The sequence below is a fragment of the Methylobacterium sp. R2-1 genome, from assembly GCF_014191355.1.
Classification (GTDB): domain Bacteria; phylum Pseudomonadota; class Alphaproteobacteria; order Rhizobiales; family Beijerinckiaceae; genus Methylobacterium.
On sequence record NZ_JACHWM010000011.1, the window covers coordinates 216073 to 229600 of the forward strand.

General features: G+C 62.5%; 12 protein-coding genes. 9 read left to right on the forward strand and 3 right to left on the reverse strand.

Annotated elements, in window-relative coordinates; all coding sequences use genetic code 11:
- Positions 1 to 12 precede the first annotated feature (12 nt).
- Positions 13 to 1116, forward strand: a complete 1104-nt coding sequence (locus tag FHU13_RS16830; protein ID WP_183436994.1) for an efflux RND transporter periplasmic adaptor subunit — start codon at positions 13 to 15, stop codon at positions 1114 to 1116.
- 2 nt (positions 1117 to 1118) lie between these two features.
- Positions 1119 to 4298: an efflux RND transporter permease subunit gene (locus FHU13_RS16835; RefSeq protein WP_183436995.1), complete on the forward strand. Its 3180-nt coding sequence runs from the start codon at positions 1119 to 1121 to the stop codon at positions 4296 to 4298.
- A gap of 143 nt (positions 4299 to 4441) precedes the next feature.
- Here FHU13_RS16835 and FHU13_RS16840 read toward each other — a convergent pair whose 3' ends face one another.
- Positions 4442 to 4693, reverse strand: a complete 252-nt coding sequence (locus FHU13_RS16840) for a hypothetical protein (RefSeq protein ID WP_183436996.1) — start codon at positions 4691 to 4693, stop codon at positions 4442 to 4444.
- Between the two features lie 96 nt (positions 4694 to 4789).
- Between FHU13_RS16840 and FHU13_RS16845 the strand changes: the two genes are divergently transcribed.
- The 6 genes from FHU13_RS16845 (at position 4790) to FHU13_RS16870 (ending at position 8948) form a co-directional block, all read left to right on the forward strand.
- Positions 4790 to 5737 carry a LysR family transcriptional regulator gene (locus FHU13_RS16845; protein ID WP_183436997.1) on the forward strand — a complete coding sequence of 316 codons (948 nt, stop codon included), beginning with the start codon at positions 4790 to 4792 and terminating at the stop codon, positions 5735 to 5737.
- Between the two features lie 352 nt (positions 5738 to 6089).
- Positions 6090 to 6356 (forward strand): hypothetical protein, encoded by a 267-nt coding sequence (locus tag FHU13_RS16850; RefSeq protein WP_183436998.1) that lies wholly within the window; start codon positions 6090 to 6092, stop codon positions 6354 to 6356.
- Positions 6353 to 6610, forward strand: coding sequence for a hypothetical protein (locus FHU13_RS16855; protein ID WP_183436999.1), 258 nt, complete (start codon positions 6353 to 6355; stop codon positions 6608 to 6610). Before FHU13_RS16850 ends, FHU13_RS16855 begins: the two co-directional genes overlap by 4 nt.
- 120 nt (positions 6611 to 6730) lie before the next feature.
- Complete coding sequence (locus FHU13_RS16860; RefSeq protein WP_183437000.1) at positions 6731 to 7018, forward strand: hypothetical protein; 288 nt, start codon at positions 6731 to 6733, stop codon at positions 7016 to 7018.
- Between the two features lie 80 nt (positions 7019 to 7098).
- Complete coding sequence (glf, locus tag FHU13_RS16865; RefSeq protein ID WP_183437001.1) at positions 7099 to 8193, forward strand: UDP-galactopyranose mutase; 1095 nt, start codon at positions 7099 to 7101, stop codon at positions 8191 to 8193.
- 20 nt (positions 8194 to 8213) lie between these two features.
- The gene (locus FHU13_RS16870) at positions 8214 to 8948 is read left to right on the forward strand and encodes a DUF4422 domain-containing protein (RefSeq protein WP_183437002.1); all 735 of its coding nucleotides are present in this window, start codon (positions 8214 to 8216) and stop codon (positions 8946 to 8948) included.
- Here the strand turns inward: FHU13_RS16870 and FHU13_RS16875 are convergent.
- Positions 8945 to 10711, reverse strand: coding sequence for a tail fiber domain-containing protein (locus FHU13_RS16875; RefSeq protein WP_183437003.1), 1767 nt, complete (start codon positions 10709 to 10711; stop codon positions 8945 to 8947). The two genes, FHU13_RS16870 and FHU13_RS16875, sit on opposite strands and share 4 nt — an antisense overlap.
- A 557-nt stretch (positions 10712 to 11268) precedes the next feature.
- Between FHU13_RS16875 and FHU13_RS16880 the strand changes: the two genes are divergently transcribed.
- Positions 11269 to 12069: an ABC transporter permease gene (locus FHU13_RS16880; protein ID WP_183437004.1), complete on the forward strand. Its 801-nt coding sequence runs from the start codon at positions 11269 to 11271 to the stop codon at positions 12067 to 12069.
- Positions 12070 to 12480: 411 nt separating this feature from the next.
- Here the strand turns inward: FHU13_RS16880 and FHU13_RS16885 are convergent, their stop codons facing one another.
- Positions 12481 to 13164, reverse strand: a complete 684-nt coding sequence (locus tag FHU13_RS16885; protein ID WP_183437005.1) for a class I SAM-dependent methyltransferase — start codon at positions 13162 to 13164, stop codon at positions 12481 to 12483.
- Between the last annotated feature and the right edge of the window lie 364 nt (positions 13165 to 13528).

Sequence of the window (13528 nt, forward strand, 5' to 3'; positions counted from 1 at the left end):
GGAGATGGTGTGATGCGGCGGGTCGTCCTGCCCGTGGGGCTGGCGCTCGGCGTGGGTGCACTTGGTGCGCTCGTGCTGACGGACGCCGGATCCGGCCTGCGTGTAAACGCCGGCCCTGTCTTTTCCGACCTGCGTGATCGACTGTCCAGCGCAATCACGCCCGCGGTGCACCGGTCGCCGTCGCAGGACCGCCCATTGGCGCGGGTCGCGGTCGAGGGCGGCCGGCCCATTGTGCGGCTGAGCGACGAGGAGCAGGGCCGGATCGGCGTCGAGACGGCAAGGCACAGGCGGATGGCCCACCGCATCGAGGTGCAGGCGTTCGGCTCGGTCCTCGACCTCGCCCGGGTCACGGAACTCACCAACAGCTATGCCAGCGCGAAGGCGCAGCTTCAGACCGCCGAAGCCAAGACGGAAGTCTCGCGGTCCGCCTATATCCGGGCGCGCAGCCTCGGCCAGTACGCGACGCAGGTCCAGCTCGAGACCGCCGGGGGCACCTTCCGCACCGACGAGGCGGCACTCGCTGCGGCGCAGTCCCAAGTCCGCACCCTCGCGGCTACGGCGCAGCAGGAATGGGGCACCGTGATCGGTCGCGCCATCATCGAGCGCTCGCCCGTCATCACCCGTCTGATCGAGCGCGCCGACTTCCTGGTGCAGGTAACCCTGCCGCCCGGCGAGACGCTGAAGGCGCCGCCGGCCATCGCCCATGCCGAGGTTCCGCCGCAGAGCGAGCGCGTCGCCCTGCGCTACGTCTCGCCCGCGACCCGGACCGACCAGCGCATCCAGGGCGTCAGCTACTTCTACACGGTGGCCGGCGACAGCGGGCTTCTGCCGGGCATGAGCACGCTGGCCTTCCTGACCTCGGAGCGCGAGACGAGCGGCATCGCCGTGCCCGAGAGCGCAGTTGTGCACTGGCAGGGAAGCGCCTGGATCTACCGCAGCGTCGGCGACGACGCCTTCGCCCGCCATCCCCTCAAGGCCGATGCGCCAATCTCGGCCGATGCCTATGTCGTGGACGATCTCGGGCCTGAGGCGGAGATCGTCGTGACCGGGCCGCAGGCCGTCCTCTCTGAGGAGCTGAGAGGACAGATCCAGGCCTCCGACGCGGACGACGATTGAGCATGCTCGGCCAACGGCCTGCCCGTCAGCCGGTGCGAGACCACGCGCCGGCTCCCGCTCCTGCCTCGGTGCCTTCAGGCCCTCAGTCCGCACTGGTCGCCTTCGCGGTGCGCCGGCCCGGCATCGTCCTGGCGCTGGTCCTGGCGCTCGCCGTCTACGGCGTCGTCGCTCTCAATTCCGCCAAGTACGACGTCTTCCCGGAATTCGCCCCGCCCACGGTGACGGTTCAGACCGAGGCGCCCGGCCTCAACCCCGAACAGGTCGAGGTGCTGGTGACGCAGGCGCTGGAGGTCGCGATCAGCGGCCTGCCGGGACTGGCCACGATGCGCTCGAACTCGATCCAGGGCCTGTCGGTCATCACCGCCACCTTCGCCTCAGGCAGCGACATCTACCGGGCGCGCCAGCTCGTGAACGAGCGTCTGGCCGCGGTGACGGCCCGGCTGCCGCAGGGCGTGCTGCCGCCCACCATGACGGCACTGACCTCATCGACCAGTTCGGTGCTTCTCATCGGCCTGACCTCGCCGACGCAGTCGCTGATGGATCTGCGAACGGTTGCCGATTGGCGCCTGCGCCTGCGCCTGCTCGCGGCCCCCGGCGTCGGCGAAGTTCTGGTCTATGGCGGCGACCTGCGCTCGATCCGCATCCAGGTTAGGCCGCAGGATCTGGTCCGCTTCCGTATCGGTCTGAACGACGTGCTCTCAGCCGGACGCAAGGCGACGGGCGTACGCGGGGCGGGCTTCGTCGACACGGCCAACCAGCGCATCACCCTGCAGACCGAGGGGCAGTCGCTGACCCCGGAGGCGGTGGCGCGCACCGTGCTCATCAACGAGGGCGGGGCGAGCGTGGTGCTCGGCGACGTCGCCGACGTCGTGGCCGGCCCGGAGCCGGCGATCAGCGCGGCGCTGGTCGACGGCAAGCCCGGCGTGCTGATGATGGTCGGCGCGCAGTACGGCGCCAACACCCTCGACGTGACGGCGCAAGTCGAGGCGGCGCTCGCCGAGATGCGCCCCGGCCTGGAGCGCGACGGCATCACGCTGCGTACCGACCTGTTCCGCCCGGCGAACTTCGTGACGCAGGCCACCGACAACGTGGTCCATGCGCTCGCGCTCGGCGGAATCCTCGTCGTCGTGGTGCTGTTCGTCTTCCTGGCCGACTGGCGCACGGCACTCATCAGCGCCTCGGCGATCCCGCTCTCGCTGATCGGCGCGGTGCTGATGCTCGGCGCGTTCGGCCAAAGCCTCAACACCATGACGCTCGGCGGCCTTGCCATCGCCATCGGCGAGGTCGTGGACGACGCGGTGATCGGCGTCGAGAACGTGATGCGCCGCCTGCGCGAGAACCGCAGCGCCGCCGTGCCCTTACCCGGCGCGCGGGTGGTGCTCGACGCGATCCTGGAGGTGCGCGTCTCGGTCGCCTATGCCACCTTCGCGGTGCTGCTCGTGTTCCTGCCGGTTCTGGCGCTGACCGGCGTGCCCGGCCGACTGTTCGCCCCGCTGGCGCTGGCCTACATCCTCGCCGTGCTGACCTCGCTCGCCGTGGCGCTGACGGTCACGCCCGCACTGGCCCGGTTGCTACTCGCCGGGCGCACGAACCTGCCGGCCCGCGAGCCGCCGGTGAGCCGCCGCGTGCGGAGCATCTATGTCCGCGGGCTCGCCGGGCTCAACCGTCACCCGCGTCTCGTCATGACCGGCAGCCTCGCCCTGACCCTCGCGGCGGCTCTGCCGGTTCCGTTCTTCGGCGGCGTGTTCCTGCCGGACCTCAAGGAAGGGCACCTCATCCTGCACATGGCCTCCGCGCCCGGCACTTCGCTTCAGGAGACACTTCGGCTCGGCGAGCGGATCGCGGCGGGGCTGAAGGCGGTGCCCGGCGTGCGCGCGGTCGCCCAGCAGGTCGGGCGCGCCGAGGCAGGCTACGATCTCGGCGGCACGCATGACAGCGAGATCCATATCGATCTCGAATCGGGCCTCGACGGCGAGAGGCAGGAGCAGGCGGAGGCCGGCATCCGCGCGCTGATGGCGGCCACGCCCGGGGCGAGCTTCTCGCTCAAGACCTTCCTGACCGAGCGCATCGAGGAAGTCGTTTCGGGCTTCACCGCGCCGGTCGTCGTCAGCGTCACCGGCACGAGTCTCGACCGGATCGAGGCCACTGCCCGCGACGTGGCGCGCGAACTCGCCGAGGTGCGCGGCGCGGCCGACGTCCAGCTCAAGTCGCCGCCAGGCCTGCCGCAGGTCAATGTGAGCCTGCGCCCGACCGATCTGCGCCACTGGGGTCTCGACGCGATCGAAGTCCTGGAGATCGTGCGCACCGCCTATCAGGGGGACATCGTGGGCCAAGCCTACGAGGGCAACGCCGTGTTCAACGTCGTCGTCGTGCTCGAACCGGCCGCGCGCACGCGCCTCTCGACGCTCGGCAACCTGCCCCTGCGTACGCCGAGCGGCAGCTATATCCGCCTCGCCCAGGTAGCGGACATCTACGAGACCGCCGGCCGCTACGCCGTCGGCCACGTCGGAGCGCAGCGCGTGCGCGTGGTGACCGCGAATGTGGAGGGGCGCGACGTCGCCTCCTTCACCGAGGCCGCAAAACGGAAGATCGCCCGCGAGGTCGCGCTGCCCTCGGGCATCGATATCGGCTTCGAGGGCGCGGCTGAGACGCAGGCGAAGGCGCGGCGCGAACTCGCGCTCTACGCGGGACTGGCCGGTCTCGGGATCGTGGTCCTGCTCCTCGTCGTGACAGGCTCGCTGACCAACCTCGCCCTCGTTCTCGTCAACCTGCCCTTCGCCTTCGTCGGCGGCGTGCTGGCGGTGGCGGCGAGCGGCGCCGTGATCTCGCTGGGCTCGATCGTCGGCTTCGTGACGTTGTTCGGCATCTCGCTGCGCAATACCATCATGATGATCGCACATTACGAGCACATGGTGCTGGCGGAGGGCCGGCCCTGGAATGAAGCGGCCGCTGTCGAGGGGGCTGCCGACCGCCTGGTGCCGATCCTGATGACGTCCCTCGTCACCGGCCTCGGGCTGCTGCCGCTGGCACTCGGAGCGGGCGAGCCCGGTCGCGAGATCGAGGGGCCGATGGCGCTCGTCATCCTCGGCGGTCTCGCCACCTCGACGGTGCTCAACCTCGCCGTGCTGCCGATGCTGGCTCTGCGGTTCGCCCGGTTCACGCCCGCGGACCGCGCGCTGTGACGGGCGTCTCGGAACCCAGATCCAAGCTCCTATCCTGACGCAGCGTCTGACCGCGGGCCAGTCCCGTACTTCTCAAGAATGTCTCCGGCGCCGTTCGGCGCCGGAGGATCGTGTGGCACATCCGTGCGTCTCATGAGGCCGGCTCAGAAGGCGGCCTGCCGTGTCCTCACCTCATCGACGGGGGTTTTGATCCACTGGACCGAGCCGGGGAGGGCGAAGCCGCCCTGGCGGTGGACCGAGAGGTCGCTGGTCGCCAGACCCTGGGTCTCCAGGGTCAGCGCACCGACCGTCTTGACGTTGTGAGCGCCGCCGGTCTCGTCGGCACGGGCGGAGGCCGTCGCGACAGCGGTGAAGGCGAGCGCGGCGGTGGTGAGTGAAAGAAGGGTCTTGGACATCGAGTTCAGCCTCTTTTCCGGCGGCGGGCTCCCCGTCGCTTCGTGAGACTGTATGTGCTGGGCCATGGCCCATGAATCAAATGGATCGATTTCATAATGCGCATCGATCACGTGCATCTTTCCCGTCTTGATCTCAACCTGCTCGTGGCCCTCGACGCGCTGCTGACGGAGCGCAGCGTGACTCGCGCGGCGGGACGGATCGGCATCAGCCAGTCGGCGATGAGCCACGCCCTGGCGCGGCTGCGCGCCGCCTTCTCGGATGAGCTGCTGACGCGGGCGCCCGACGGCATGCGGCCGACGCCGCGCGCGCTGGCGCTCATGGCGCCGGTGCAGGCGGCGCTCTCCCAGATCCAGCAGATCACGGCGCCGCCGGATGCCTTCGATCCGGCCACGGCCGACCTCACCTTCACCCTCGGCATCCCGGATTCAACCGAGGTGCTGCTGATGCCGACGCTCATCGCGCATCTTCAGGCGGTGGCGCCGGGCGTGAAGCTTCTGCTGCACACGGTCGATCGGCACCGCATCCTCGACGATCTCGATACGGGGCGGGTCGATCTCGGCATCGGCGTGTTCGAGCAGGGCCAGACGCACCACAAGCGCCGGATCCTCAACAAGGAGAGCTACCTCTGCATCTTCAACGCCGAGCTCGTCGGGGTGACGGCGCCGATCTCGCTCGACGACTACGTGCGGCTGCCCCACCTGCTGACGAGCCTCGTCGAGAGTGCCCACGGCGTCGTGGACGACGCGCTGGCCAAGATCGGCCGCAAGCGCGTCATCGCGCTGACCTCACCGCGATTCTCCGTGATGCCCTTCGTGGTGCGGCAGGCTCCCGTCATCGCGACGATGCACGCACGGCTCGCACGCTTCTTCGCCGACAGCATGGGCCTGACCGTGAGCCCGGCGCCGATCACGCTGCCGGACGTCTCGATCTCGATGATCTGGCACGCGTCCAACGACGCTGTGCCGAGCCAGCGCTGGCTACGGGAGACGATCGTGAAGCTGCGCCGGCCAGGGCCGACGGCCCTCGATGCTGAGGCATCGTGATCGTGGAGGCCCCTGACCAAGCTCTCCTCAAGGCGTGATCGCAGCCGGTCTCGAGGTTCGAAGAGCACCATGAAAGACGGGAACGAAGGGAGGGCGGTGACGTCGCCCTCCAGCAGGGACGAGGTCTTGGCCCGAAAAGTGGTCGGAGTGGCCGGACTTGAACCGACGACCCCCTGTCCCCCAGACAGGCTCATATTGTTGAAAAATAGGCTGTTTTATGCAAAAGACCGAATATTTGACGCTAGAGTTATCAGTGGCTTAGACGGTTTTCGCAAAGCAGAATTCGCCTGATTCGGCAACTTGTGCGGGCGACATGTTGGTGACCACGAGGCTCGCGGGATAGGCTCGCGGAATGGCTGATTCGTCCTCGACTGTCGGCGAACTCTTCAAAGCCAAGGCCGTCACCGACGAGCAGGTGAACGCGGCTGTCGAGGCATATCTGAAAGATCCCGAGACCAGAGCCTATCCGATTGCCGACGGCTACGTGCTCGACCTCGCGGCGGCCATCGCCGGTCATGGCTGGGCTAGCTCGGTAGTCGCCAGCCCGGAGATCAGCCTCGGCTTCAAGCGTGGAGCAGTTTGGACTGCGATTGTGCTCGCGCGGGCGCAGAAGACGTGAGGCCCCGAGAGCGCACCGTCGCCGACTGGATCGCCGAGGGCTTGAAGACGATGGCCCTGCACTGCGGCTGCGGGCACTTCGCGACCGTGACGCTGGCCGACCTGCCGCCGACGCGGCTCGGTCGGAACGCCCGCTGCGCCAAGTGCGGCAGGCAGGGCGCCCAGGTGATGCGGGACATGGAAGCGCACTATACCGAGGTTGAGGCGAATGGCGGCTTCAGCGCGCAGTATCCGGGGACCAAGGACGGCGCATGAAAAACCCCGCTCGGGCGGACCCGGCGGGGTTGAGAGGGCTGGGCTCTACCGCTCTGGACAATGGCAGCGCACTCGTGTTCAGCCTGCGCCATTCACTCCCGATTGTACGGAGACCGGCCCATGGACGCAGAAGCGAGCAGAGAAGAGGTCGAGCGGGTTGCACGGGACCTCTGCCGAGCCGCAGGGCATGATTGCGATGCCACGGTACGCTTGCAGCTAGGCGCCGACTGGCTGCCCCACGAGATCGAGTTCATGCAGAAATCCTCCCCCATGACGCTGCTCGTGAAGGATGGGAAAGTCATCGCACCCCCGATGCTGCTTGACATCCCTCGGTGGCGCGAGTTCCGGCCTGCGGCCTATGAACAGCTACAAGGACAGGCGCCTGAGGGAATGCAGGCGCCGCATTAAAAGTAAGGGCATGGTGCTTCGGGAGATGCGAGCGCCGGGCGCAGCAGATAGGCGCAAGCAGCTTACAGGCGGGGTGATTTATGTATAATTGGTTGATTGTCGGAGCCGGGTTTGCCGGTGCTGTGCTTGCCGAGCGCTTGGCTAACGAGCGCGGTGAGCGCGTTCTAGTCATCGATCGCCGGGCCCATATCGGCGGGAACGCTTACGATGAATTGAATGAGGACGGCATACTTTATCACAAATATGGACCACATCTGTTCCATACTAATTCTCAGCAGATCGTAGATTACCTATCTAGGTTCACGGAGTGGCATCCCTACGAGCATCGCGTTCTTGCCGAGGTCGATGGCAAGCTGGTGCCGATCCCGATCAACCTCGACACGGTCAATTCCCTTTACGGGCTTAACCTCACGCCGGAGGAGCTTCCGTCTTGGTTCGCAGAGCGCGCAGAAAACATTCCCGACATCCGGACGTCAGAGGACGTCGTGGTATCGACTGTCGGGCGCGAGCTGTATGAGAAGTTTTTCCGCGGGTACACCCGAAAGCAGTGGGGCATGGACCCTTCGCAGCTTGATAAGAGTGTGACGGCGCGAATTCCCACGCGAACGAACCGGGATGATCGTTACTTTACCGACACATTCCAAGCCATGCCTAAGTATGGCTACACGAAAATGTTCGAGGCGATGCTAGAAAGCCCGAACATCGAGATTCGGCTTGAGGCCGACTTCAGGGATGTGCGACGATCGGTTGAGTTTGGCCGTATGATCTACACAGGGCCGATCGATGAATATTTTGACCACTGTTACGGGAAGCTGCCCTACCGCTCTTTGCGGTTTAAACATGAAACGCTGGAGACTGCTCAGCACCAGCCGGTTGGGACTGTGAACTATCCGCAGACGAATGATTTCACCAGGATATCAGAATACAAGCATTTTACGGGGCAGCAGCATCCAAAGACTACGATTACAACGGAGTATCCTTCAGCAGAGGGCGACCCCTACTATCCTATCCCGCGCTCCGAAAATGCCGACCTCTTCCGGCGCTACGAAGCCCGGGCGAGAGAAGAGAAAAACGTCTGGTTCGTGGGTCGGCTGGCAACGTACAAATATTACAACATGGATCAAATCGTTGGACAAGCTCTAGCGACGTTCCGCAAACTCAACGAACAGATATAGCTGAGGGCAGCACAGTCGAAATGTCAAATCACCCGCAAATTTACGTTGCTACGCACAAGGAAACGGAGCTTCCAGGCCACCCTGGTTACATACCACTGCACGTTGGCAAAGCCATATCAGACAAAGATCTCGGCTTCCAGGGCGATGACACCGGAGATAACATATCAAGTCTGAACCATTCTTTTTGCGAATGCACAGGCGTCTACTGGATATCCAAAAATGTTGACGCGGAATATGTTGGACTCGTCCACTACCGTCGGCATTTCGCTGCGCTGGGACAAGGGATAGAGTTCAAGGGAAGCCAGATAGCATCGCCCGATGTGTTCCCGGAATTCGAGCGCGGCGCGAACCTAATCGTCGCCGCCCCGCTGGGGTTTCTGAACGGAGTCTCCGGCACACAGATAAGCTTGGAAGAAAACTATGTGGGCACTGCAATCGGTCAAGACCTCGTCCTAGTCCGTGAGGCTGTCGAAGAGCATCAGCCAAGTTACCTGAACGCGTATGACTTCACGATGCGAAGCTGCCAGCTAAATGCATACAACATGTTTGTTGGGAAAAAATCTGTTGTTGATGAATATGCTGATTGGCTGTTTCCGATCTTATTCACTTTAGAGAAAAATATTCCGTACCAGTTCTATGAAACGTATCAGAAGCGCGTTTTTGGCTTTATCGCAGAAAGACTTTTTACTGTTTGGATAAATAAAAATCGCGGGCGTCATAAAATTGTGACTAGAGAGGCACTCTTTTTGCCCTAAGCAAGCCCTTCCTCAATCTTAGACTCCAGCGCAGCGATACGTGTCTCAAGACGATCAGCTCGGCGGCGTTGATATGCCGCCTCCCAAATGGCGGCCTGCTCGTACCTGATGGTCAGTATGCTGCGTTGGTTTCCTGCTGCATCTAAGTCCGGCTCTTCGGTCTCGTACATCTCCTCGACTTCGGTCATGACAGGCACGAGGTGTGTCGCCTGCACCTCTTCGCTATGATCGTTGGGTTCTCGCGTTGGCAGATCGAAATACGCGACTGGGTTTCCGTTCGCATCAAGCCTGCGATGTGAGGTGATAACCGGCTCTCCATATTCATCAAATAATGGAATGCTACGAAAGATGGGCCGCTGCACAGCACGCTCAACCGTACGGCGGATGGCACGGCCGTCCAAAATCTCAACGACGGTCTCAACCTCAATCGCGTCCTCTGTCGCCTGAACCTGCACGATACGCTTGCGCTTGACCGGCTTCGTGACAGGGTCGCGACCGACGACGCCGTAGCGAAATGCGTCGTCTCCCAAGGCGGAAACGACGTCCTGTGCGATGACGCCAGCATGGAGCCGCGCTCCGTCAGCTCCTTTTGCGCTGATGGCGCTGAGGTACTGAAACAATCCGAGGCTGACAACGCTCCAGCGATCCAACTGAGCATCAGTGAACTGCACGAGGTTGGATTTTAGCCCTTGGTCCGAGGCAATACTTGGATTGTTCGACAGGAAAAGGTTCGCGAAGCGGGAGGACCCCGAACCCAAACTAACGGTCGAGCCTACGCCTGGAGTAATTGCGGATGCTGTGAAATGGGCGGGCGTACTCGCTCCGCATCTCAATCGCAGTGTCCCTGACGCCCCCGAGATCTGCGCTCCGCCAACTGGGTCGAAGCTGATGGCTTGCCCGTCCGCAAGCTTCATCGCATGCGCTGTCTTCGCATTGGTTAGGTCGATGCCTGTCTGGCGACTACCAGCTACGGTCAAGCCAATAGGCGCCGCGCCACGAGCGATGAAGTCCGAGACCCGCTTGGCGCCTTGAACGTCGAAGCCCACGGGCCCCGTCGAGTAGTCAATAAATGCGCCGTTCGCGTACGAGCCATCGGCTCGGCCGCCGCAAGTTCCATCGTGCTGCAGCCATAGACCCGCGACAGCCATTGAACGGCCGGCGTTCGTGCGAAAACCTGCCTCAGCGCTACAATCCAAGAAAACGCATGTTCCGCGGATGTATGGACTGGTGCCCTGTGAGAACATCAACCCGGCATCCCAACAGGCGCCGCCCGTTTTGCCGGCATTGCCCGTACCGTAGATCTGAGCCGTACCAAGCGTCTCGTTGATGGCGTTGAAGAACAACCCCATCGCATTGCCTTGGCCGATCGCAGCGTTGCCGTGGCGAAAGGTGGTATCGATTTCATGGGCCGCGAAAAACCCACGGGCGCCACGCTCAGTGATGATGCCCCCAGCCGCTCCCCAGCCATTACCGCCATTCGCCGTCACGTGCGTGCCGTAGCTGAAGCAGGTCTTTCCATTGTTGATGGAGGTACTGCTCGATTTCCCTGTGTCGGCACGCAACATGACCGCGAGAGCGACTTCTTGGCAGTCGTCGCCGCGAACGGACTTGAAGTTGAATAGGGAGCCTGCTCGCAGGTGATCTCCGGGCACGTGTCCGCCCGGCGGAGCATACGGGAATGCGTCTGCCGGGGCAGCTGTGTCAGGTGCGAAAGCGCTGTTGGTAGTGGTTCGGGCCGAACCGGTGACGAGCAAGTTCGGCATTGCCGGCGCTTCTGTCCGGGACCGTGGCGGCCCCTCTGCGAAGCCGCCGCCGGCCAGGCCGGCAGCACCGCCTGCGATTGAGGCAGTAACCTGCCGGCGAGTTGGTTTTTGGCTCATCGTCTCTTCGCAACCGTGTGCGGGTGAGCCTAGTCCCGTTTGGCCGGACATGTGAAGCCGTGGGCCATGTGGTTGCTCGCACCGACGCTAGATAGGCCGAAATTCTACGATTTGCAGGCTATTCTCAAGGCGCCCTTTGTGGAGTGCGGACTGCGTCTGGCATCCGACGAGATCAAGGCAGCAGGACGCAACTGCAGCATGGGAAGCTGTGAGTCGCTGACGACAATACGGTCGAGAGCGGCAAAACGCTGCGTAGCAGGTGCCGGGTTGGACAGGCTGGCGCGCACGAACAAAGCCCCGCGGCCGACGCCCCGGGGCGGCACAGCAACAAAAATCCCCGCCGCGGCTGAGCCGGGCGGAGCTGAAAAGGCGGGGCACCCTCATTTCGTCGCTATTTCGCGGCACCAGCGAGCCCACCACTGCCCTGCATGATGGATGTCATGGCCGACGTGCAACTACCACCAAGCAGCCCGCGACCTGCGAGCTACATCGACGTCTATCTGCGCGTCATCAGCGCCTTGATGCTGCGGGACATGCGCAGCCGTTTTGGCGGAAACTATTGGGGCTATCTAGTTCAGGTCCTCTGGCCGTGCGTGCACCTCGGCATCCTCGTTGGAGCTATGCAATTCCGCGGCATGAAGTCGCCCATGGGTGACAGTACCTTGATCTTCGTCGCCACGGGTGCACTTCCCGTGCTTGCCTTTCAGTACATCTCTCGCGAGATGATGAAAGGCTACATGGTTCACAAGTCACTGACCTATTTTCCGCAAGTGAAGGGCTTCGACACCATCGTTGCACGCGCCCTTGTCGAGATCGTCAGTAGCTTCATGGGTGTAATGTTAGTTTTGCTCGTGCTCTTAGCCCTCGGAGCTGACCCTATACCGGTCGATATGACAACGGCGATCATCGGATATTTGGCGGCAATCGCGATGGGCATCGGCGTCGGCACAGTCAACGTCGGCATTTGCTCAGTATTCCCGGGATGGGTTATTGGTTATATCCTCGTTACTATAAGTGTTTACCTGACAAGCGGCGTCTATTTCCTGACAAACTACATGCCGAACGAGATATACTACTATATGAAATGGAACCCGCTCACGCAGATCATCGAATTGGTTCGTCTTGGATACGATCCGACGCTTCCGATCCAGGTCGATTACCTTTACGTCTTCGGCTGGATTTTTAGCAGCATCACCATCGGGCTTCTGATGGAGCGTCACGTAGTTCGGGCTCAGCAATAGACCGCTTCAGTCGACGCGACGCGTGCGGATGGCACATGCTTAAGCGGACGTCGCTTTCGGCAAGCTGGGGGACACGGTGGAGAATTACCAACTGCCGCTTCTGGCCGCATGCATAACCGCAGTTCTACACTGTTTATGGGCGTCGTTCCGCTCCGCACGAAAAGGCTGGACGGGACGCGCTTTGACCTACTTGCTCATAGCGAGCGTTCCCTTCGTGGTCGCTGCGGTGCGCGCCGATAGCCAGCAGGCGGAAGTGCGTAAGCTGAGGGCAAGCAGCGGATGGCACGGAAGTGTACAAAAAAGCCCCGAGGCCGAAGCCCCGGGGCGGCACAGTAACGAAAGACCCGCCGCGGCTGGGCCGACCGGAGCTGATGCATTTGAAGAAAGATAGGTAGACGCGTCTAATTCTGCCTACTTAAGTATTCTCACCGCAACCTGCTGATGGTGCGGAACCAAAGCTATATATTCATACCTTCTGTCTCTTGTCTTGCAAAACTCCGCAAAGGCTCGGGCCTCGTGCTTCTGCCAGTTCGGATAATTGAAGTATTCGTCAAATAGAATTATTGTCCCCGGAACGATCATTTCGTTAAGATTGGCGAAAATCGTCTGAGTGGATGAATATAGGTCGCAATCAACGTGGAGAAACGAGATTTTGCTACCTCGATGGTTATCGCAAAATGACGGCAATGTGCGATCGAACCAGCCGGGCACCAGATCTACGTTCCCCGGAACGTCCGGCAGCCGCCCAATAGCGAACGACCCTTTGGTAAATGAGCCGACCCAGTCCTCAGGCAGACCCTCAAAGGAGTCGAAGCCGAAGACCTTACTTGACGGCCTTTTGTTTGCTATTTGTGAGATTGTTCGGCCCGAGAAAACTCCGAACTCAAGCACGAGACCTTCTTCTTGCGAGCGATCCAGGCAATAATCAATAATTGCATCAAGAGATGGCATCCTCTCAGCCTTCTCCATATGCTCAAGGGCATAATCAGCGGAGCTGAGCCCCGCAGCAAGCCAAGAAAGACGGTCTACGTTGAAAGAGTCCACCCATCTGCCAAACAGAAGTCGCTCAAGTTCCTCAGAACTTATTTGAGACATGCAAGCGATCCTTATATTAACCAATTCGTGCGCTTGGGAGATTATTTTTCTAAGCCGATGCGCCGAAAGTTGACAGTTGCCGGCTATGCTCCGGGCGCCTTCTTCGAAGTGGAGCCTGCGTCAGACATCCGGCGCGGTCAAGGCGGCTGGACGCGATTACGGCGCAGGCTGCCGTGAGCCGCTGACGGCAATGCGGTTCAGTGCAGTAAAATGCTGTGCAGCAGGCGCTAGGTTTGACAGGACAGCGCCCACGGGAAAAGCCACGAGGCCGAAGCCCCGGGGCGGTCTGTGGACGAGTGGGATAGTGGGGATCAGCCGCCTCGCTTTGACGGCCCCTGCCGCTCCTGCCGGGTCTCGCGCAGCA